The 20,497-nt window shown below is 46.6% G+C and carries 20 protein-coding genes and 1 pseudogene; 12 read left to right on the top strand and 9 right to left on the bottom strand.

The features are described 5' to 3' along the window. Positions 1-224: 224 nt before the first annotated feature. The gene (locus FVR03_RS14415) at positions 225-992 is read left to right on the top strand and encodes an SGNH/GDSL hydrolase family protein (RefSeq protein ID WP_147922465.1); all 768 of its coding nucleotides are present in this window, start codon (positions 225-227) and stop codon (positions 990-992) included. A 51-nt stretch (positions 993-1,043) separates the two neighbouring features. On the opposite strand, the gene FVR03_RS14410 is transcribed toward FVR03_RS14415, so the two are convergent. The 4 genes from FVR03_RS14410 to FVR03_RS14395 form a co-directional block, all read right to left on the bottom strand. Further along, positions 1,044-2,072, bottom strand: coding sequence for an arabinan endo-1,5-alpha-L-arabinosidase (locus tag FVR03_RS14410; RefSeq protein WP_147922464.1), 1,029 nt, complete (start codon positions 2,070-2,072; stop codon positions 1,044-1,046). A gap of 124 nt (positions 2,073-2,196) precedes the next feature. Further along, positions 2,197-4,617, bottom strand: a complete 2,421-nt coding sequence (locus FVR03_RS14405; protein ID WP_147922463.1) for a glycoside hydrolase family 95 protein — start codon at positions 4,615-4,617, stop codon at positions 2,197-2,199. Between the two features lie 718 nt (positions 4,618-5,335). Continuing rightward, the gene (locus FVR03_RS14400; protein WP_147922462.1) at positions 5,336-5,950 is read right to left on the bottom strand and encodes a deoxynucleoside kinase; all 615 of its coding nucleotides are present in this window, start codon (positions 5,948-5,950) and stop codon (positions 5,336-5,338) included. Between the two features lie 277 nt (positions 5,951-6,227). Then, the gene (locus FVR03_RS14395; protein WP_147922461.1) at positions 6,228-6,854 is read right to left on the bottom strand and encodes a hypothetical protein; all 627 of its coding nucleotides are present in this window, start codon (positions 6,852-6,854) and stop codon (positions 6,228-6,230) included. A gap of 377 nt (positions 6,855-7,231) precedes the next feature. On the opposite strand from FVR03_RS14395, the gene FVR03_RS14390 reads away from it, so the two are divergent. The 4 genes from FVR03_RS14390 (at position 7,232) to FVR03_RS14375 (ending at position 11,896) form a co-directional block, all read left to right on the top strand. After that, on the top strand, positions 7,232-9,673 hold the full coding sequence (locus tag FVR03_RS14390; protein WP_147922460.1) for a GAF domain-containing protein: 2,442 nt from the start codon (positions 7,232-7,234) through the stop codon (positions 9,671-9,673). Positions 9,674-9,955: 282 nt separating this feature from the next. Next, the gene (locus tag FVR03_RS14385; RefSeq protein WP_147922459.1) at positions 9,956-10,762 is read left to right on the top strand and encodes a hypothetical protein; all 807 of its coding nucleotides are present in this window, start codon (positions 9,956-9,958) and stop codon (positions 10,760-10,762) included. A 434-nt stretch (positions 10,763-11,196) separates the two neighbouring features. Beyond that, positions 11,197-11,424, top strand: coding sequence for a CDGSH iron-sulfur domain-containing protein (locus FVR03_RS14380; protein WP_147922458.1), 228 nt, complete (start codon positions 11,197-11,199; stop codon positions 11,422-11,424). Between the two features lie 25 nt (positions 11,425-11,449). After that, the gene (locus tag FVR03_RS14375) at positions 11,450-11,896 is read left to right on the top strand and encodes a putative signal transducing protein (RefSeq protein ID WP_147922457.1); all 447 of its coding nucleotides are present in this window, start codon (positions 11,450-11,452) and stop codon (positions 11,894-11,896) included. Between the two features lie 185 nt (positions 11,897-12,081). Here FVR03_RS14375 and FVR03_RS14370 read toward each other — a convergent pair whose 3' ends face one another. Next, positions 12,082-12,339, bottom strand: a complete 258-nt coding sequence (locus FVR03_RS14370) for an acyl-CoA-binding protein (RefSeq protein ID WP_147922456.1) — start codon at positions 12,337-12,339, stop codon at positions 12,082-12,084. A 216-nt stretch (positions 12,340-12,555) separates the two neighbouring features. Between FVR03_RS14370 and map the strand changes: the two genes are divergently transcribed. From map to FVR03_RS14355, 3 genes are all read left to right on the top strand, one after another. Then, the gene (map, locus tag FVR03_RS14365; protein ID WP_147922455.1) at positions 12,556-13,320 is read left to right on the top strand and encodes a type I methionyl aminopeptidase; all 765 of its coding nucleotides are present in this window, start codon (positions 12,556-12,558) and stop codon (positions 13,318-13,320) included. A 208-nt stretch (positions 13,321-13,528) separates the two neighbouring features. Beyond that, entirely contained in the window at positions 13,529-14,056 is a 528-nt protein-coding gene (locus tag FVR03_RS14360; protein WP_147922454.1) for a DUF4385 domain-containing protein, read from the top strand. 76 nt (positions 14,057-14,132) lie between these two features. After that, positions 14,133-14,579: a nuclear transport factor 2 family protein gene (locus FVR03_RS14355; protein ID WP_187270171.1), complete on the top strand. Its 447-nt coding sequence runs from the start codon at positions 14,133-14,135 to the stop codon at positions 14,577-14,579. 232 nt (positions 14,580-14,811) lie between these two features. Here the strand turns inward: FVR03_RS14355 and FVR03_RS14350 are convergent, their stop codons facing one another. Further along, entirely contained in the window at positions 14,812-15,819 is a 1,008-nt protein-coding gene (locus tag FVR03_RS14350) for a zinc-binding dehydrogenase (RefSeq protein WP_147922453.1), read from the bottom strand. Positions 15,820-15,945: 126 nt separating this feature from the next. Here FVR03_RS14350 and FVR03_RS14345 point away from each other — a divergent pair, with 126 nt between their 5' ends. Continuing rightward, positions 15,946-16,452: a GNAT family N-acetyltransferase gene (locus FVR03_RS14345; protein WP_147922452.1), complete on the top strand. Its 507-nt coding sequence runs from the start codon at positions 15,946-15,948 to the stop codon at positions 16,450-16,452. 450 nt (positions 16,453-16,902) lie between these two features. On the opposite strand, the gene FVR03_RS14340 is transcribed toward FVR03_RS14345, so the two are convergent. After that, positions 16,903-17,658 (bottom strand): peptidylprolyl isomerase, encoded by a 756-nt coding sequence (locus FVR03_RS14340; protein WP_147922451.1) that lies wholly within the window; start codon positions 17,656-17,658, stop codon positions 16,903-16,905. A 364-nt stretch (positions 17,659-18,022) separates the two neighbouring features. Between FVR03_RS14340 and FVR03_RS24440 the strand changes: the two are divergent. Together FVR03_RS24440 and FVR03_RS14335 are read left to right on the top strand one after the other, a co-directional pair. Then, positions 18,023-18,175 (top strand): annotated as a pseudogene (locus FVR03_RS24440) (S8 family peptidase); the annotation flags it as partial. Positions 18,176-18,599: 424 nt separating this feature from the next. Continuing rightward, positions 18,600-18,881, top strand: coding sequence for a (2Fe-2S) ferredoxin domain-containing protein (locus FVR03_RS14335; protein ID WP_147922450.1), 282 nt, complete (start codon positions 18,600-18,602; stop codon positions 18,879-18,881). Between the two features lie 56 nt (positions 18,882-18,937). On the opposite strand, the gene FVR03_RS14330 is transcribed toward FVR03_RS14335, so the two are convergent. Both FVR03_RS14330 and FVR03_RS14325 read right to left on the bottom strand, forming a co-directional pair. Then, the gene (locus FVR03_RS14330) at positions 18,938-19,474 is read right to left on the bottom strand and encodes a ferritin (protein WP_147922449.1); all 537 of its coding nucleotides are present in this window, start codon (positions 19,472-19,474) and stop codon (positions 18,938-18,940) included. Between the two features lie 188 nt (positions 19,475-19,662). Then, a complete protein-coding gene (locus tag FVR03_RS14325) occupies positions 19,663-20,016 on the bottom strand; it encodes a hypothetical protein (protein WP_147922448.1) in 354 nt (117 codons plus the stop codon). 306 nt (positions 20,017-20,322) lie between these two features. Here FVR03_RS14325 and FVR03_RS24970 point away from each other — a divergent pair, with 306 nt between their 5' ends. Further along, positions 20,323-20,457, top strand: a complete 135-nt coding sequence (locus FVR03_RS24970; protein ID WP_255474224.1) for a hypothetical protein — start codon at positions 20,323-20,325, stop codon at positions 20,455-20,457. The last annotated feature ends 40 nt before the right edge of the window (positions 20,458-20,497 follow it).

The following is a 20,497-nucleotide window of genomic DNA, read 5'->3' as shown; positions in this document are numbered from 1 at the left end:
CAGAAAACTATCCTGTGCTATCTTGGTGCAATTTTCAGAGAAGAAGAGGCGCGAAGGCAAAGGCAGCATCAGGTGGCATTTCGGTTCTGATTTACAATTATTCAAATAAAAATGCCCTTCAGAAGCTTTTTTGCATTTTTAAAGTCAAGGCCTGACACATTGCTGGATATTTGTAACTTGTATATATATTGCCTTTTACAGCTGCATTATCAGCCCCTTACCCTATGACACACCAAACCTCCAACAGAAGGAGTTTTCTGAAGAAAATGGCACTGGCAAGTGCAACAGCATCTTTGCCACACCTGTTACTAGCTGCAGCGTTACCTGCCGAAGCAGAAGCAGCTAAAGGATTAACCGTTCTTTTTCAGGGTGATTCTATTACTGATGGCAACCGTGGCCGTAACCAGGACCCGAATCATATTATGGGGCATGGTTACGCTTTTTCGATTGCGAGCCGTGTTGGTGCCGATCATCCTGCAAAAAATATTTCCTTCTTTAACAGGGGCATCAGCGGAAATAAAATTACCGACCTGGCAAAACGCTGGCAGGAAGACACGCTAAACCTGAAACCAGATGTGCTAAGTATACTGGTTGGCATTAACGATGCAGCCTCTGTCGTGCATCAGAAAGAGGCAGTGCCGGTAGCGCAGTTCGAAAACGTTTACAGGGAACTTCTGGAAAAAACCAAACAACAGAACCCTGACGTACTGCTGGTGCTTTGTGAGCCCTTTATTTTACCCGTAGGTCCGGTGCAGCAAAACTGGGAAGCCTGGCATACGGATGTTGTGACCAGGCAAGCTGCTGTTAAACGTTTGGCAGCCGACTATCAGGCGGTATTTGTTCCGTTTCAGCAGGTTTTTGATAAAGCATTGGCAAAGGCTCCTGCCAGGTACTGGATCTGGGATGGCATACACCCCACCGTAGCCGGCCACGAACTCATGACGCGGGAATGGATGCAGCAGGTGGGTAAGACACAGCGACTGTTTAAGTAATTTTTCTTACATGCTGCTGGCCTCAGGAGCAGCAGGAACCGGAGCAGCAACTTATTTCCCGATAAACAGCTTCTTGTTAAACTTATCCATTTTGAAAGGCTTCTTGGCTGGGTCCAGGCTGGGCCAATCGTCTTCATCCATGTAAAGAGGTTTTATGTTCAGCAAAGAGGTGCCATTGGCTGAGCGGGTGTAGGCATGGTAAACCAGGTAGGTGGTGTCGCCTTCCGCGAAGATGCCGTTGTGCCCTCTGCCGGGTTCTTCGTGGTCGCCTGCCAGCAACACTGTGTAGTTATTATCGATCCAGCTTTTGCCATCTTTTGTGAGGTATGGCCCTTGCAGGGTTTTAGAGCGGCCCATCACGATCTGGTAATTGCTTTCTAGACCGGCACAACATTTCCCTCTCGATGCAAATATGTAATAATAAGCAGGCCCTTTTACAATATACACGCCTTCGCCCAGCGAGGTAGTGAGGGTGGTGAGGTCAGGTTCTGGTTTCAAAAGTTTGCCTGTTTTGGGGTTCAGCTCGGCTATTCGCAGACCTGCTTTGTAGGAGCCATAAACCAGGTACTTTTTCCCGTTTTTGTCGATAAACACGTTAGGATCGATTACGTTTACGCCCTCTCCCCCGTTTTTGTAGCTGATTACCTGCCCTTCGTCTATCCAGTTGTAAGCAGGGTCGTTGGGGTTTAGTGTGGTATTGGTGGCATAGCCGATGCTGGAATTAAAATTCATCCAGGCAGAAACAGAGTAGTAGAGGTGGTACTTGCCATCTGCATAATGAATATCAGGTGCCCAGAGGTGGCCGTTCTGGTCCGGGATGTCGTGCCGATGCCAGGCTGGCAGGCTGGTCGAATCGAACACACGACCAGCGTTGAGCCAGTTTACACGGTCTTTAGATGTTTTAATGGAGATGCCTCTGCCTGTTGCAAACACATAATACGTATCGCCCTGCTTTATCATAACGGGGTCGTGTACCTTTAAATCGCCTTTTAAGCTATTGCCAGTGCCTTGCTGCGCAAACGAATAACTGTTCAGAAGAAACAATGACAAGAGCAGAATTAACTTTGTGATGTGCTGCATAAGGAGGTAGCTTACAGTTAGTTTTTGTTAGGCAGAAGTGTACTATGTTGCTGGCACTGCAGTTGCCTGGAGTGTGGCAGCGTAACGATGGCTCCACAGGTAATAACCGGTGACCTTTCTGCGGCTACCCCTCCAGGTTGCCTTTCAGTTTTTTCACCTGCCCCGGCTTTAGCTGCAGGTCTATGGTTTTATCGCCATACCGTACTTTTGTTGTTGTTGTTGTGCCAGCTGTGCTTTTAAAGCTTACCCATAGCAGCTTGTTATCTTTCCATTCCATATCAACCTCTACACCGCCTCTGGCACGTAAACCTGTAATTTTGCCGTCTTTCCAGGTGTCTGGCATGGCAGGCAGCAGGTGCAGAAAACCGGCGTGGCTTTGTAGCATCATTTCACCCATGCCGGCTATACCGCCAAAGTTGCCATCTATCTGGAAGGGTGGGTGCGCGCAGAACAGGTTCGAATAAGAGCCTCCGCCCTTTGCGTACTCGGTTCCTTCCAGACCCGTCAGGTGCAGCAGGTTCCGGATCAGTTTGTAGGCATGGTTACCGTCGTGCAGGCGGGCCCAGAAGTTTATTTTCCAGGCTATGCTCCAGCCGGTGCCTTCGTCGCCTCTCCGCTCCAGGGTTTTTCTGGCTGCCTGCGCAAACTCGGGCGTATGGATGGGTGAGATCTGCCGTCCAGGGTGCAGACCAAACAGGTGCGACACGTGCCGATGCTGCGGATCTTCGTCTTCCCAGTCTTTAAACCACTCCTGCAGGTTGCCTTTTTTCCCGATCTGCAATGGGTAAAGCTTATCTCTTTTCTCAGCAATCATGTTCCGGAAATCCTCATCGGTGCCCAGTACTTCAGAGGCTTCCATCAGGTTGGTAAACAGGTCCCAGATAATAGACATGTCCATGGTGGTAGCCACCGAGATAATACCTTTCTGGCCGGTTTCGGTTATAAACATATTTTCTGGTGAAGAAGACGGAGCCGTAACCAGGTACCCGTTTTTGTCTTCCACGAGCCAGTCGAGGCAGAAAAGAGCGGCTTCTTTCATAAGCGGGTAAGCTGTATTTTTCAGAAAAGCCTTGTCGCCGGTAAAGCTGTAATGCTCCCACAGGTGCTGACTTAACCAGGGGCTGCCAAGCGACCAGTTCGCCCACATGGGGTCGCCATCGCCGAGGTTGCCAACGGGGTTTGAGGTAGCCCAGATATCGGAATTGTGGTGCACGGCCCAGCCGTTGGCGTTGTAAAAGTTTTTAGCTGTTGCACGGCCGGTTTTGGCCGTTTGCCCGATCAGCTCCAGAAAAGGCCGGTGCATCTCCGAGAGGTTAGCCATTTCGGCAGGCCAGTAGTTCATTTGGGCATTGATGTTGGTCGTGAAGTTGCTGCTCCAGGGCGCGCGCAGGTGTGGGTTCCAGATGCCTTGCAGGTTAGCTGGTATGCCTCCCTCACGTGAACTCGAAATGAGCAGGTAGCGCCCGTACTGGAAATAAAGCGACTCCAGGGCCGGGTCATCGGCTCCGTCGGTGTAGCGCATCAGCCGCTCCAGAGTTGGTTTGTTTACTGCAGGGTTGTGGTTCAGGGAGAACGTAACGCGGTTAAAAAACTGCTGGTAATCGGCAATATGCGCCTTTTTAATGGCATCGAAACTTTTAGCGAACGCTTTGTTCAGGTAAGCCTGTGCCAGCGCTGACTCGTCTTTGCCGTCTTTGTCTGGGCAGGTATCGAAGCCGTTAAAGCTGGTTGCCATCGAGATGTACAGCACCACTTCTGTTGCTCCGTTAACATGCAGCCCTGCTTCGTTTACAGATACTTTACCGTCTTTGTGCTTTGCCTTTAAGCGCAATTCGTAGCGCATGCCTTTGCACTTATCTGCGGCATCGTACACAACAGGGTTAGGCGAATTAACATAGCTTGGCTCTACGTGCGAGGGTGCCTCCCCGTGCATTACCAGTTCCTGCTTGCCAGCTGCAACATTTTTAAACCGAAGCTGGCTTTTGGTGCTGGCACTGAAGGTAAGCTGGCCCTTTTTACTTGATCTCAGGCGGATAACCATAATCTGGTCGGGGGCAGAAGCCAGAATTTCGCGGGTATACTCAGTGCCATTAACGGTAAAACGTGTAAGTGCTGTGGCAGTGGCTATATCGAGGTCGCGGTAATAGGCTGTAGGCTCACTTGTGAAGTTGTGCTTTATTATAAGATCGCCGAGGGGCATATACGATTGCGTATAAAGGCCCTGCAGTTTCCGGCATAGCTCTGCGGCAGTTTTGTAATCTTCTTTAAAAAGGGCTTCCCGAATCTGCGGCAGGTAGTCCGGCGCCTGAGGGTTCGGGTTTAAATTGGCCGGCCCACCAGACCACAGGGTTTCTTCGTTCAGGTGAATAAGCTCTTCCTGAGGCCTGCCAAAGACCATGCCTCCCAGGCGACCATTACCGACAGGTAGCGCATCTGTCCAGATGGTAGCTGGTTGCTCGTACCAGAGTTTCAGGTCCTGCTGCTGGGCAGTGGCACTCGTCCACATACTGAATACAAGACCGATCAGAAGTAGTTTTTTTATCATAGAAAGGTATTACAGGAGCAGTTCTCCTGATTAGGTTATACAAAATTAGTATGGTAGCAGCCACCTACCTGCCGGACAGCAGGCGCCTGCTGCAGGTAAATTTTTAAATGCTGATGTAAAAGGAAAACCACGACTGGCGTTTTGGTTCTGCGTTAAGCTAAAAACAGCAGAATAGGTGGCAGCCCCGGTAAAATCTGAACTAACGTTCGGTAAGCAATATACTAAATTATAATGTTTCGCTCCGAAAGAAAAAACTTACACTGAAAAAGCCGGTTTAGATGTTTAGAGCTTCGCCAAATTAAAAATTAGAAATTCAAAATCAGGAACGTTGAAAAAGGCACTTCAATGGCCTGTTTAGAAGCATTTTCATCCGTTTGTTAGTTAGGAGTGGCTGATTTGTTATGAATGCTTAACTTAGATAGTAGCCCATTTCAGGAGTTAAGAGGTATAAGTTATGAGTTAAAAGCTCGTTTTTCATTCACTCAATCCTACATTCAATATTCATCAAATCAACGAGTTAACAATTTAACCATCGAACAATTTAACCATTCAACAACCTATAATTAACAATCATCAATTATTCTAATGAAAATGCCCTTTCAATAGAAATTCAGAGTTTTTTAGCCAAGGGTAATGGCAGGGGGAAATCTGGTAGCAGGCATAAAAAAGCCGCTGCCTGCTAAAAGTAGCAAACAGCGGCTCCTGCAAAGCTCTGCAGTTAAAACAGGCCAAACAACTCGCTTTGTATCCGCTCTATAATCAGTCCCAGGTCGTCGTGGCTTGCTACAAAATCCATGTTGTTCACGTCTACCACCAGCAGTTTGCCCTGATTATAGGTGCTCATCCAGCTGTTATAGTGCTCGTTCAGGTTGCGCAGGTAGTCCAGGCGAATGTTGTTTTCGTACTCGCGGTTGCGCTTCTCTATCTGGCCGATCAGTTTGGGCAGGTCGGCCTTCAGGTAAATCATCAGGTCGGGCGGCTTCACCATACTGATCATCGACTGAAACAGCGCAAAATAGTTATCGAAATCGCGGGTGCTCATGAGGCCAGACTGGTGCAGGTTTTTGGCAAAAATGAAAGCATCTTCATAAATGGTGCGGTCCTGGATCACGTGCCCCGGCTTGGCCTGAATCTGCTGCACCTGGTTAAAGCGGCTGTTCAGGAAAAACACCTGCAGGTGAAAGGCCCAGCGCTCCATGTCATCGTAAAAATCTTTCAGGTAGGGGTTATTGTCTACAGCCTCCAGGTACAGATCCCATTTAAAATGATGCGCCAGTTTTGTTGCCAGCGTGGTTTTGCCGGCACCTATGTTGCCAACGATCGCGATGTGCATATTGTAATTTTTTGTATATAAGGGGCTGCAAAAGTAAAGTATTTTTGGCAGAACTGACCTGCCACAGAGACTGCAGCCGGAAATTTTTGTGTAGCGGGAAAGCTGGCTGCCGTATGCCTATAAAAAAACGAACAAGCCCTGCCAGGATCTGTAGCAGAGGCTTGTTCGTTAGGTCTATTGCAGCAGCAGGTAGAGGTTAACCCTTAGCAATTTTAGGCAAAATTTGCTTCGGAAGGCTGTTTTTATTCAAATAATTGATTGGCCTTATTGTTTCGCCTTAATTTTTCCTGTTCTCAAAACGGTCTTTTACATCGCGGCTTTTGCGCAAGGTATTGAACTCTACCTGCAGGGCGGCAATTTTCATTTTGTCGCCGTTGGGCAAGGCATCCAGCACCAGTTCTTTGCGGTCGGAGAGCTGCAGGTACACATGCTCGGCATAGTCCCAGTCGCGGAGGCTCCAGCGGGTGCGGCGGGCCCTCACCTGCTCCATAAAATAAATGTACCGGTCGCGGAGGTCTACCATTTTAATGGCTTTAATGTTGTTGGTGCCTGTTAGTTCGCGTTCCCAACGGGCGGCCTCTTCGCGGTTTAGCGGTTGCCCGTAGGCCTCCTCGTTCTGTTGCTCCAGCTCGCGGTACTGGTTCTTCAGCTCCCCGTACTCCTGCTTTGTGTTGTCAGAGAGTTTACCGGCATTTTTATCCAGCTTCTCGGTTCTTGTAAAAAACTCCTGTTTTATAGCCGGCCATTCTGCGCGTGTCAGGCTGTCAGCCTGGTTGGCTTTTTTCGATAGCCAGCCTCTTAAATCTTCCAGGTCGCGCTCTATCTGCGATTTTGTCTGCGCCTGCACCTGCAGCCCCGAAACGGCCAGCAGTAGCACCAGCATCAGCTTTAGTTTTATGTTCATGTTAGAATAAGTTTTAAACTCTTATAGTTATCACTACAGTTGTCTAATCAATAAATATTATGCCAGAATACATAGATCGGCTCTTATATGGGTTAAACCCAACAGCCGCAGCGGCTGCTGTCCGTAACATTATTATAACGTGTTATCTGCAAATTATTTGATACTTTTTACGCTGAGTAACGTTTAAAGCACCAAAGACGAGGCTATAAAAAGGCAGCTAAACAAGGTAAAGCTCCATTAAAGAAGCGGACGAATGCTTTAGGAAACAATGAATAGCTGTTGCGGCTTTATAAAGGTTCATAAGTACTTCGGCCATCAGGTTGCCTCCTATTCCTCCTTCCATACCTTTATTATTATAATACCTTCAACATTTGTGCATGAGAGATAAAAGAGGCAGTCTGCAGGAAACTGTGGTTTCGATCACGAATAACGATGAGGTGCTGTTGAGCGTGGACAAGTTCCCGTTCAAGACCACACTCAGCCTGTTTACGCTTATCTCCTACTGGGAGACCAAGGCCGACACAGACCCGAACTGCAACGTGGCCCGTATTATTGAGCTTGCCACCCTGCTGCGCCAAACGCCCGAACTGCTGGAGCCGATAGAGGATGTCTCTATTATTGACAAACATATTAACACCATCGATATTCTGATGGAAGATATTTTTCCGAGTGCGCTCTGGGAAAATGACCTGAAGGCGGTGGTGGTTCCTTTTCAGTTCGAGAGTTTTTATGCCACTCCTAAACTCGAGGAACTGAAGCTGCTCGGCGGAGGCAATTATACCGAAAAACTAAACTTAGACCTAAAAACACTGCTTTTCAGGCAAACCATATCGGCTTACACCCTCATTCTGGAGAAATTCTATAATGCCAATTTTGTGGTGGAGGAGCCTTTTATTTTTACCATTAAAGATAAGTTCAAACGCCTGGAGCGGCACTACAAGCTGAGCATCGACCTGAAGTTTATGGAAGTGAAACCTTTGGGTGAGCTAAAAAAGCTGACAGACGGCGAAATAAACTTTCTGATAAACCGCTATAATAACCTGGACCTCTGGATGGAGAAACTGCCTCCTGAGCGCTTTGAGTTTACCGGTTTCGCCATTTACGATTTTACCGACGTAACGAACGAGGAAACTATTTCATCGCTCCGCTACGACCTGCTCGAGAAAGGCTCGGTTAACTCTCCTGAAAGCTTTGAGAGCCTGCAGCAAAAACTGAGGGTGCTCTTTAGCCTGCCCGACCTGCAGCTGGGCCTGGTTACCTGCCCCTCGCTGGCCGATTTCGACACAAATTACTCGCGGAAGCTCTGGAGCGGCCTGGTGCTTACCAAAATGTGCGACATGAAGCTGGCCGACATCAATAATTCTATTTATGAACCTGTTATTCGCCAGGGCCACACCGTGGTGGTAGAGGACCTGGCCATGTTCCAGCACCCGACTAACATAGAGCAAAAGCTGCTGGATGCCAAAATACGCAACCTGATTATAGCACCGCTGCACTACGACGGCCATATAATTGGCATGCTGGAACTGGCCTCTCCTATTCCGGGAGAGCTCAATGCCCTTACCACCATCCGCTTAAAAGAGATTCTGCCCCTGTTTGCGCTGGCCATGAACCGTGGCCTCGATGAGTTGCGCAGCAGTATCCAGAACATCATTAAAGAAAAATACACGGCCATACACCCTATTGTGGAATGGCGCTTTACCAAGGCGGCTATTAACCTGCTCGAGAAAAGAGAAAGAAACGCCACTTCCGAAATAGAGCCGATTGTGTTTAAAGACATTTTCCCGCTTTATGGCGTGTCTGATGTAAGGAGTTCGGCTACAGAAAGGAACAAAGCCATACAGGGCGATTTGCTGGAGCAGCTCATTCTGGCCAAAGACGTGGTGCTGGCAGCAAAAGACAACCTGCAGCTTTCTATCCTGGATGAACTCATTTTTAAAATAGATAAGTACTCGCAGAGCATAATGCACGAGCTGGCAACCGGAGACGAGGGTGTGATTCTGGACTTTTTGCGCAACGAGATAGAGCCACTGTTCGAGCATTTCCTGAAACGGAACCCTGCCACCACCTTCGAGCCCGTAAATGCCTACCGCAAAGCCATAAATAACCCTTCGCGGGCGGTCTACAACAAGCGCAAAGCCTACGAAGAAAGTCTTTACCTGATAAACGAAACCATTGCTTCTTTTCTGGAAAGAGAAGAGGAAAAGGCACAGGAAATTTTTCCGCATTACTTCGAGAAAAACAAGACCGATGGCCTGGAGTACAACATGTACATTGGCGCTTCGCTGCTGAACACAGGCACCTTTGAGCCTATTTACCTCAAAAACATGCGGCTGTGGCAGCTGATGCTCTCCTGCGAAATTGCACGGCGTGTGCAGAACCTGCGCGCCAACCTGAAGCTGCCTCTCGAAATTACACAGCTTATTCTGGTGCCCAGCTCCCCTATCTCGATCAGGTTCAGGCTCGACGAGAAAAAGTTTGATGTGGATGGCGCCGATAACATACGTTACGAAGTCTTGAAAAAACGCATCGACAAAGCCACGATACTGGGCTCTGAAGAACGGCTGACACAGCCCGGTACCATTGCCATTGTGTATACTCTGCAGCGGGAGGCAGACGAGTATATGCGCTACATCGATTTTCTGCAGTACGAAGGGTACATAACCAAAAACGTGGAGCACCTGGATCTGGAAGAGATGCAGGGGGTGCAAGGGCTGAAAGCACTGCGTGTCAGCATCAATTTTAAAGAGCAGTTGCGCCACGATATAGATGCAGGCGATGAACTGCTGGCTATTGCTAAAAATGCAACTCTAAATTAACTGAAGCCAATTCTACTACATTTAAAAAATCCTATAATAGATTTTTTTAAAACTTTTTCAATTGCTTTACGAGCAATAAAAACAATTTGCAAATTGCTCATTTATAGCTTTTTAAATATAACTTTCAAAAATAATTGTTTAAACAACTGTTGGTTTAAAAAGACTTTTTTGCCTCTTAGTGCAATTATTTTAAATAAGTTAGCGTTCTTCCTAACAACAGCCAATAATACGTATTGGTCAATTTAATTTATTTCACTATTTCAACTTTCAACTTTTAGCCAAATGAAATTGAAGAACAGTATTTTGCCAGCTATCCTGCTATTTGGAGCTGCTGCGCTTTCCTCGTGCGAAAAAAACGAGCGTGAATCAGTTGCGCCTGCTTTCGAACAGGGAAAAATTTCTCATGTGCTGGCCGACTCTGCCGAAGTAAGGTCTTATAACTTTGCAGGCAGCCAGATAAGTAAAATTAACCACTACAACCCGACCTCCGGCGAGCTTGAGACCTACGAGCAGTATGCCCGCGACAACAAAGGTAAAGTAGTAAAAGTGAGCACCTTTCTCGGAAACTCGAACACGTTGCTAACAGAGCAGCAGTTTATTTACGATCAGAAAGGCGACCTGGAGCAAAGTAACACCGCCTACTACACCAGCGGCACACTCGAGTACACTTCTTTTGCTAAGTTCTCGTACTCCGACCACAAGCTTAAATCGAAATCGGTTTACGAAGGCACCGACAAAGACAGCACCTCCTCCAGGTTAAAATCTTATTATGAGTACGAAGTGCTGCCAAATGGCAACTACAGCCAGGAGAAGCAATTTGTGATAGATGCCACCGGAACGCCTAAATTGTATTCTACCACTACTTACTCCTACGATTCGCATGAGAACCCCTTCCACGAATTTGCAGAGCCAGGCACCATCAGCAGCCCCAACAACCTGATAAGCTATGCCACGCTGGTGCACAGCACCAACAAAACATATACCACCAACTATGCCTTTAAATACGACGACCAGGGCAAGGTGAGCACCATGACAACCAAAGGCGCCAAAGGCAAATCAGAAACCCTGACCTTCAGGTACGGCAGCTAACATTATTTTTAGCCAGCTACTTATACTACGTGGCTCTGCTCAGGCGGGGCCACGTTTTTTCGTTTAGACGAAGTCCCTAAAAGAGCAGGATTACCCTTGACACTTTTTTGATGAAATGGCTTCTGGAGGCACTTTTTATTCGCATAATTGACAATTAGCAGTAGGCCAACCCTTAAGATGCTTCTGAAAAACTGGTCTTTGAGCGGTACTCTGTTTCTCCGGCTTGCACCATTTTTATAACCCACCAAAGGCGATAGATAAAGAGACATGCACGCATTTATGTTAACGTTATTCTTATTTCTGTTTTTTAATTTGACGCAGCACTCACGGCAGCCCGAACACTACCGGCTTAAATGAGTATATTTGTTTATACATTCATTTTAACCCTTAACCCAATACCGGCCAGTGCCGGTTACAACAGACAAAATTAACAGATGGCAAAAACAAAAATTACCGTTAACAACAACGGATCGTTGCGTGTAGAAGGAGATTTCGAGATTGTAGACAAAAACGGAAACGTATACGACCTGGGAGGTCGCGAGCTTGTATCGATTTGCCGTTGCGGCTTATCCAGCAACAAACCTTTTTGCGACGGCTCACATAAAGGCCATTTCGAGCACGATGCGGTAGCCTTTAACTTACCTCCGAAAAAACAAAACTAACAGGGCAAGGTCCCGGCAACTTTCTATGGCACTACGTCTTGTAACTATTGCTACTTTTAACCAACCCACCGAAGCACACATCCTGAAAGGGCGTTTGGAGTCGGAGGGAATTCCGTGTTACCTCGGCGATGAGCACATTGTGGGGGCGCACCCGTTTTATTCGGTAGCGGTGGGCGGTGTAAAGTTGCAGGTTGCAGAGCAGCATGAGGCAGAGGCCCGCCACCTGGTAGAGCTGGTGCAGTCTGGCAGAGGACACCTCGACCCCGACGATGACATTGAACTGGCGCCGTTTATGCAGGAGCACGAACCGCAAACCTGCTGCCCCATCTGCGACTCGGAGCATGTGCAGGAAGAGAACTATTCTAAAACGGTATTCTCGTTTGTGTACCTGCTCCTGGGGTTTCCGCCGCCCTTCTTTAAAAGAAAATACAAATGCAGTGCCTGCGGCTACGCCTGGAAGCAAAAAAAATAGGCCGGCACGTTGGTGCCAGCCTATTTTCGCTGTAGCCAAATAGACTGCAACAAAAGTTTCCTGAACTCGAAATTTAATTTTCAGTTTTCAACAGAAGAAAACAGCTTAAACATCTGTTTTTCAAATGCTATAACAGATCTAATTTCGGAAAGGGAAGTTGCAGACTATATTTAGGTTGGAGATTTTTACTTAGAGGCCAGGTGTTCTACTATGCGAACATATTCGCCACGAGCAACTTCCTGAGGCGTACCCTTCAGTTTTGACCAGGCTTCCCATTTGGCGATACTTTTAAAATCGAAGCCGCCAGGTCGTTCTATGTTTACATCCCCGTCGGTAGCTTGCTTGTATAAACCGTATAATTGCAGCAGCACTTCGTTAGACGGACGCTCTGCCAGCGTTTTAGATTTTGCTACAGCGCTGTCAAATTCTTCTTGCGTAACCATGTTGTATTATAATTTTTTCCGCAGTAAAGTTACAAAAACTTAATGTGTGACCATAGCTTTAATATTAACGAGCTGTAAAAACAATTAGCAAATAATTACGATTTTAATTATTATTCACCTGAATAGTTATCATAAAGCAGCAATATCAGAAAGTAAGGAAGAGGGGAAAAAGCTGTATATACTTATTGTTAGTCCAATTAAAAAAGAGAAGAAACCATGTCTATCAGCACTGAAGCAGAGTTACACGGAATGAGAATGGCAAGTGAAGCAGTTGCTTTAACTTTAAAAGAGATGCGGGCCTTTGCCAAACCAGGAATAACGACAAAAGAGCTGGATGATTTTGGCGGAAAGCTTTTGAAAAGTTTTGGAGCAAATTCTGCACCTGCTCTTACTTACGGGTTCCCTGGCTGGACCTGTATCAGTTTAAATAATGAAATAGCGCATGGCATTCCATCAGCTAAAAAGGTACTGAAAGAAGGTGACCTGCTTAACATAGATGTATCGGCAGAACTAAATGGTTATTGGGCCGATAATGGCGGCTCGTTTGTAATCGGTGCAGGAACAGACGAAAAACAACGACTTGTCGCAACTTCGAAGCAAATACTCCGGAGCGCAATTGCTGCCATAAAGGGTGGCGTGCGCATTTCAGATGTAGGGTATTTAATAGAGACAGAGGCAAAAAAGGCAGGCTATAAAGTTATAAAAAATTTAACGGGGCATGGCATTGGCCGGAAACTGCATGAAGCCCCACACGAAATCGCCAACTTCAGAGACCGCCATAATCTGGAGCGGTTCAGGAAAAATTCTGTTGTAGCCATAGAAACCTTTATAGCTACCAATTCGACTATTGCCAACACCCTGCAAGACGGCTGGACGCTTGTAGGCAACAAAGGTGGTTTTGTGGCACAGCACGAGCATACTATTATGGTAACCGATGGCCAACCACTTGTTCTGACCGAGCTAAACGAAATCTGGAATTAATTCCTTTTTACAACTTCTTTGGTCACAAAAACTGCGTATACTCCGACTGCAGCCACACTGCCCCGACCCTAATACAAGTAGCTTGAATACAAAATTACCTTAACCTACGCAGTTTAAACAGAACAAACACAACAACCTGAAAATCAACTTTATACCACCAAAATCATTTTTTATCCTATGTCTTGATACTTGTGTCCTTTTATTTAGCATGTCGAAAAACGCATTTAACTATTCTTTAGATTTTGAGAAGGTAGACTTCAGAAAGCAGCCGGAACTGTACAGAGTAGGCGTAGGCGAGCAGGGGGTTCTGCTGGTGCAGCCTTATAAAGCCGAAATTTTACCTTACTGGCGGTTTAAAACAGAAGCCATTGCCCAGGAATCGGCGGAGAAAATTTACGCTCTCTTTGAGGAGTACCTGCAAGCAACCGATTTTGTAGGCGCTGATATGGCCCGGAAATTTCTGCAGATGGGTTTTACACGGGCAAGGAGGTATGCCAACCATAAAAGCGGCAAAAAATACGAATCGGGTGAAACAGAACAAAACGCGGGCCTTGCCTACCCCTATTCTTCCGGGAGCAAAAACAAAGGTAATATTGTGCGCACGCAGGAAGCAGACGCCCTCACCAGCGAAAAGGCAAAGGCTGCAGCCGTGTTTAAAAGCTATTGGTTTAAAGCCAAAGACAACCCCGCTTACTTAAAGCAGAAAGAAGAATTTAAAAAGCTGTATTATACCTGACATGTTACTCCTGAAAATTTTGTAGCTTGGAGTAAACGTAGCTTAACCACCTGTAGCACCTGCAGTTACCCCCTCTATGAAACACTTAACAACCTGCTTACTTTTTGCCCTGGCACTGGCCTCGTGCAACACACAAACAGATCAGACTATGCCAACAACAAACCACGAAGCGCTGATAAAACAATATTTCGAGGTTTTTAACGCCCACAACTGGCAGCAGCTGGCCAGCATGTATTCCGAAACGGCCGATTTTAAAGATCCTGCATTGGGCAGAGGCCTAGTAAAGCAGACAAGGGAGGAGCTAATAACTAAATACGAAGAGTTAACCCACGCTATTCCTGACCTGAAAGACGAGGTTGTGGCCATGTATCCATCTGGTGAGAAACATATAATAGTGGAGTTTGTCTCGACTGGCACCACCCCCGACGGCTCCACCTTTGAACTACCGATCTGCACCATCTTCACCATCGAAAACGGCTTCATTACAAAAGACTTTACTTACTACGACAACTTCGAAGAATAGCCTGCTGCTGCTCACGCATGCACCCTCCACCCTTGACACTCAGCCTGCAAAAAGTCTTCTGAAGGCCGATTTTATTTAAATAATTTGGGTGCTGGATGTTAAATTGTTGCATGGCAGTTTGGTTGATGTGCAGTTATTTATGTCTTAGCAAGGTAGCTTCAAAGCAGCCAGAGGCCGTAAAACATTCTTTCCGACCGATGACACTCGCGCCATCATCAATTCTAATTTTTAATCAGGCAGATCCACTAACCTGCACCACAATTTTACCGAACTGCTTGCCGGCCTCCATGTAACGCATGGCCTGCTCTGTCTCTTCCAGGGGAAATACACAGTCTACCACTGGTTTCACTTGCTTTTCGTGCACAAAGGCTATCATGTCGGCAAAATCCTGGTTGGTGCCCATGGTGCTGCCCAAAATGGTGAGTTGCTTCCAGAATATTTCGGCTGGGTTTAGTTGCCCGATGAGGCCGGTGGTGCCACCGTACATACCGATGCGGCCACCAGGTTTTGCCAACTTTACCAGCTGCACAAAGCCCTCGCCTCCGGCACCATCTATGCTCACATCGAAGCCTCCTGTCAGGGCCTTCAGTTCTTTGCCCCAGTTCTCTTTTCGGTAACTAATGCCTCCTGCTGCACCCAGGGTTTTGGCGCGTTCTAATTTCTCTTCTGATCCTGATGTTACCCATACTTCCGCTCCGGCTGCCACCGCAAACTGAAGCGCAAACAGAGCCACACCGCCGCCCACACCGGATATCAGCACCTTCTCCCCTGCCTGTAGCCTGCACTTGCTGAACATGGCACGGTAGGCCGTTACACCGGCCAGTGGCAGAGCAGCTGCTTCCCCGAAGCTCAGGTGCTGTGGCTTCGGGTGCAGGTTGGTGGCTCTTACGACTACATAATCGGCAAAAGTGCCGGCTTGTGGCATGCCCAGCACCTTAAACTCCGGTGCCTGCACCTGCGGGTTATCGCCCCAGTCGGTGGTAGGATCAATAATCACTTCCTGCCCCAGCCACTCTGCCGGTACGCCTGCGCCCAACGCTGTTACCACACCGGCACCGTCGGAGCCGAGTACGGCCGGGTAGTTTTTTGTAAAGTACTTGCCATACTGTATCCAGACATCGCGGTGGTTCAGGGCGGCTGCCTGTACCTGCACCAGCACCTCTCCTGCTGCCGGTTCTGGTTTCGGTTTCTCTACCAGTTCAAACGGTTTGTGTATGGCTTCCAGGTTTATAGCTCTCATAAGCACCAGATGTTGTGTGATCAGTTATTTTTTCAAATATAGAAAATTAAGCCACACCCGAAAGCGGAATTAGCTTTTGCTATTGTATCTTCAGGCTTTAACATGCACAGCTCTCTTTGTTTTGCCATGACAACACCTTACTGCATCCGCACTGCCACCGAAGCCGACATTACGGCCATAAAACAACTAGCCGATGCGACCTGGGAACCTACTTACCGCCACATTCTGAGCCAGGAGCAGATAGCGTACATGTTCAGCAAGATTTATACGGAAGAGGCTTTGCTGGAGCAGATGCAGGCGGGGCAAACTTTTCTGCTGCTACAAGAGCAGAACGAGCCCATTGGCTTTGCCTCCATATCGGAGAAGGATGCCGAGAAACAGGTTTATAAACTGAATAAGATTTACCTGCTCCCGAGCTGCCAGGGCAGAGGCTTGGGCAGAGTGCTGCTGAACAGCGCCGAAGCCATGGCCCTCGCCAAGGGAGCGCACATAATAGATTTAAATGTTAACCGCCATAACCAGGCGCTTATCTTTTACCAATCGTGCGGTTACCATGTGCTGCAGGAAGAAGATATCCCGATCGGGCCTTACTACATGAATGATTATGTTCTGCGAAAAGAACTTTATGGCTAACAACCCTTGACTCAAAAGTGAACTGAATTCTTCTGGAGGGCATTTTTATTTGAATAATTGATGTTACGCGTACTGATGCCACGGATAAAAGTGGTGTATTACCAGACTAACAATTTACTTTGCTGAAGCTGAAGCTCATATCACCAAATAAGCGCCTAGGCAGGCACCAGACCTCGCAGCGTCTTTAAGACCTGCGAGCGTCTTGCTACGAAGCCAACCGATGCCTTACGTAAAAGAGCCTCCTTGTTAGCATGTGCCATACATTAGTGGATAATGCAGAAACGACTCCTTCAATTGCCTTCTTAGATTCTCCAGCAATTTTTTTTGACTGTATGTAGCTGACGGGATAACTTAGCGAAATTCAACCGTAGATTTTCCTGTTCTGCTTCTTGTGTCCTATTACAGATGGCAGCACAATTAACATTTTGACAAGTAATGTTACAAGCTATATCAATTCAGTATTTTAATGGTGTGCGGTACAACTGCTTTAGGCCACTTCTGGCTGTTAACTGGTTCTGCAGCTATTTTATCTATTACGTCAAAGCCTTCTATCACTTCTCCAAACACAGTAAATTCCTGGTCCAGGCTGGGAGCTCCGCCTTCTGTCAGGTATTTCCCGGTTTGTTCCGGGGTGTAGGCTATGCTTTTCTGTTGCTCAAATGCCTGTAGCTCGTGTTTTGCCTTTGGCTTGCCCTGCACAATGTAAAAATTATGCGACGATGATTCTTTTTCAGGATTACGTTCATCGCCGTAGCGGGCCATAGCCAGGGCACCGCGTTTATGGTAGTAAGCTGGGTTAAACTCCTGCGGAATTTTGTACACACCCTGTTTCATGGTGCGGTTATCAGAGTCGCCGCCCTGAATGGCAAAACCTTCGAGCACGCGGTAAAACTCGCCCTGATCGTAGAAGCCTAGTTTCACGAGCCGTACAAAGTTGGCGCGGTGCAGGGGCGTGTCTTTGTAAAGCCGCACTTTTATGTCGCCGTGCCGGGTGCTGATTAAAGCTAAGGTGTCGGGGTTTTCTTTTCCGTAAGCAGTGAGCACTTCTACTACGTTATCGGAGGTGGTTGCCTGCAGTTGCTCGTCGGGAGTAGGTTGCGCCTCGGTCTGCACTTCTGTTTTGTCTTGCCCGCTGTTGCAGGCACTCGTTATACACACAAAAAAAAGCAGCACAGCAGCTTTAACAGCAGAAAGAGGTGTGGTCATGAGGCAGATTTTTAATTTGATTCTCTAAACTACAAAAAACGAACAACTATTCCCATCCGCAGCGAAACGACAGCCCACTGTAGCAAAGGCCGGTAAATAGCTCCTGCAGCTGGTTTACAGGTAAAACCCCGTATACTAGCGCACGCAATATTAGATTATTCCAATCTTTTATATTTACTCCAAATTAATTATTTTTCAAAAGGTGGTTGCTGGTGTTTTCTTATAAAGATTATGTTTGGTATTTTAAAAAAATCGCTTCCTCTTAAAATTTAAATTTTTCAATATCTCAAACCTAAAAACCAAGTATGAAACCAACATTACAACCACGTAACCTTTTACATGCACTGATCGGTGCAGGAGTTACGACAACAGCATTGGCTTAGTGGGTGTGGCACACGGAGCCACAGTCGTAGCAGTTAAAGTGCTTAACTCGCAAGGCAGCGGCGCTTACTCTGGTGTTATAGCCGGCCTAGATAATGTGGCGGCCATAACACCGGCAGGCGATGTAGCCAATCTGTAGTTTTTATAAGGGTTGCTTCATACATCTGCCAGACAGGCGATTCCAACTAAGTACATGCAACAAAAAAATATCGGGTAGACCCTTGGCAAAATTCGGATGCAAAACCTTCTGGAGGCTGTTTTCATTCGAATAATTTAGAAGCGACCACAGAAGTAAGTTGATTTATTTGGCGGAACTTTCTTGTTTGTACTTTAGTATGGCAGAAAGATCAGATTGCCTGTTTGACCCTTGACTAGTTTTAATCATTTTCTCTTTGGAAGGTCATTTTCATTAGAAAAATTCGGCAACGATGCCCGGGCTGCAGCAGTTGTAGCTAAAAACAGAGATTTTGTGCGGTGAAACAGGCTTTGCCTGGCTTCCATTTAATTACCGATATTTGTATGGCTGAACTTTACTAGCCCGAAAAGAGTAATTTATACCTATGAGCAAAGGATTTGATATACCCGAGAAAGTAATTTATGTGTGCACAGGCAGCAAGTGCAAAAAGAGAGGCGGCAAAGACATAGCTAAAATGTTCCGGTCTATGATCAAAGACCTCGGCCTGACCGACACTGTGGAAGTAGTAAAAACCGACTGCACCGACCGTTGCGACTTTGCCCCTGTTATGAGCATGCAACCCGATAATGCCTGGCTGCACCATGTTACAGAATCGCAGGCAAGGCAGGCGTTTAAGGACCATATTCTCACATCAGACAAATTATAAACAAAAAAGCCTGTGGAGCGCGTGTCCACAGGCTTTTTTGTTTATGGCGGTGCCGATTAATCTTCGTACGTGTCTTCGTAAGAAATTTTCGGTACGCGCTTATCAATTTCATAGAGACCTGTACCTTCTTCACCGATCACATCGAACAGTTCGAGGGCACGGCGGGCTACATACTCTTCTTCAATCTGCTCCTTCAGGAACCACTGAATAAAAGAGAAGGTAACGTAATCTTTCGATTTCTGGCAACGATCTGCAATGCGGTTAAACGATTGTGTAACAGCGATCTCCTGTTGCAGCGCCTGCTCAAACACGCCTTTAAAGGTATCGTACTCTAATTGAGTGTTGGTAATGGATGGCGAAATAGCTCTGCCACCCATATCAGACACATATTTAAAAAGACGGAGCATATGCTCACGCTCTTCATCAGACTGTTTTTTAAAATACCCGGCGCTAAAATCGAACCCGTTGCGGTCGCACCAGGCCGACATGGCTAAATACATGGCAGATGCTTCTGCCTCCATTTTGATCTGATCGTTCAGAACTTTTTCTATTTCTTCGGTCAGTGATGTTCTAAGCCTAAGTAAATCCTTCATAAGGTTGAGGTAATTTATTTCATAAAACGTGGGGGAATAACTCCAAATTGGTTTCTCCCCTTTATTGATACCATGAATATAGGCAATAGGTTGTAATTTAGTGCAGCAGCGGCCAAATATGGAAGAAGTCTAAATAAAAAAAGTACAGCCAAAGCTGTACTTGCAATAGAAAACAGGGTTGGTGATGGCTATACAAAAAGCGGGTTCAGGCACTCGTGCAGCATACTGTTTAGTTGCAACGAGAATTTGGCACCAGCCAGCAGTTCTTTAAAGGCAAGTAGTTCAGGCAGGGTAAGCACAAAGCAACGGTCGCAACCGCATACCGATATAATCTCAAGGTCCGAAGCCCGATCGGTGCTCACGACCATGCTATCCAGATCAATGGCTTCTACAGCTAATGACAAACGCAAAAAGGCATCTACTTTTAACACCGACACGCCTCCTGCAAACTGTAATACCAATCTGTTTTTACGGTTACACTGGTACACAGCGCCAGCGGCAGTAGTGTGTATTTCGGCAAATTCGGGGCAAGTATGTGTCATGCGTACTGCTTTAGCTTGTATCAGGTACTATTGAATAGCACAAATGTAAACCCTATTTAGAATCGGTCCAAATAAAAAGAACATTATTTAGGATGTTTCTAAATAACAGACATTCCCTGCTTCTTCCGGAAGTTCTTCACAAGTGTGAAAGTAAAGGCACCGGCTACATACCACATCAATACTATTGCTGACCACTATGCATTTCTCAAGCTTTATTTTTAGTTTCGCTTTAGCTTGAATTATTTGTCAGCCTTTCATTAAAAAATAAGTTTACTTGTTCCTCTCCTGTTTATCATTATCCATATCGTGCTGCACTTTAAGGCAGGATATCTTGTAAGTATCGATCAGGTAAAGGCTCCGTTGCAACCCATCTACGCCAGAGACTCTACCGAGAAATGGTACTTCTTTTACCCGGCGCAACACAGGCAATTAACTGATTAAGCTTTTAATGTTACCCATAAGAAGCAAAAAGTCCGTTTGG

The sequence above is a fragment of the Pontibacter qinzhouensis genome (assembly GCF_008017455.1).
GTDB classification, from domain to species: domain Bacteria; phylum Bacteroidota; class Bacteroidia; order Cytophagales; family Hymenobacteraceae; genus Pontibacter; species Pontibacter qinzhouensis.
The sequence above is the reverse complement of the archived record's forward strand: the minus strand, read 5'-3'. Positions and strand labels throughout refer to the sequence as shown.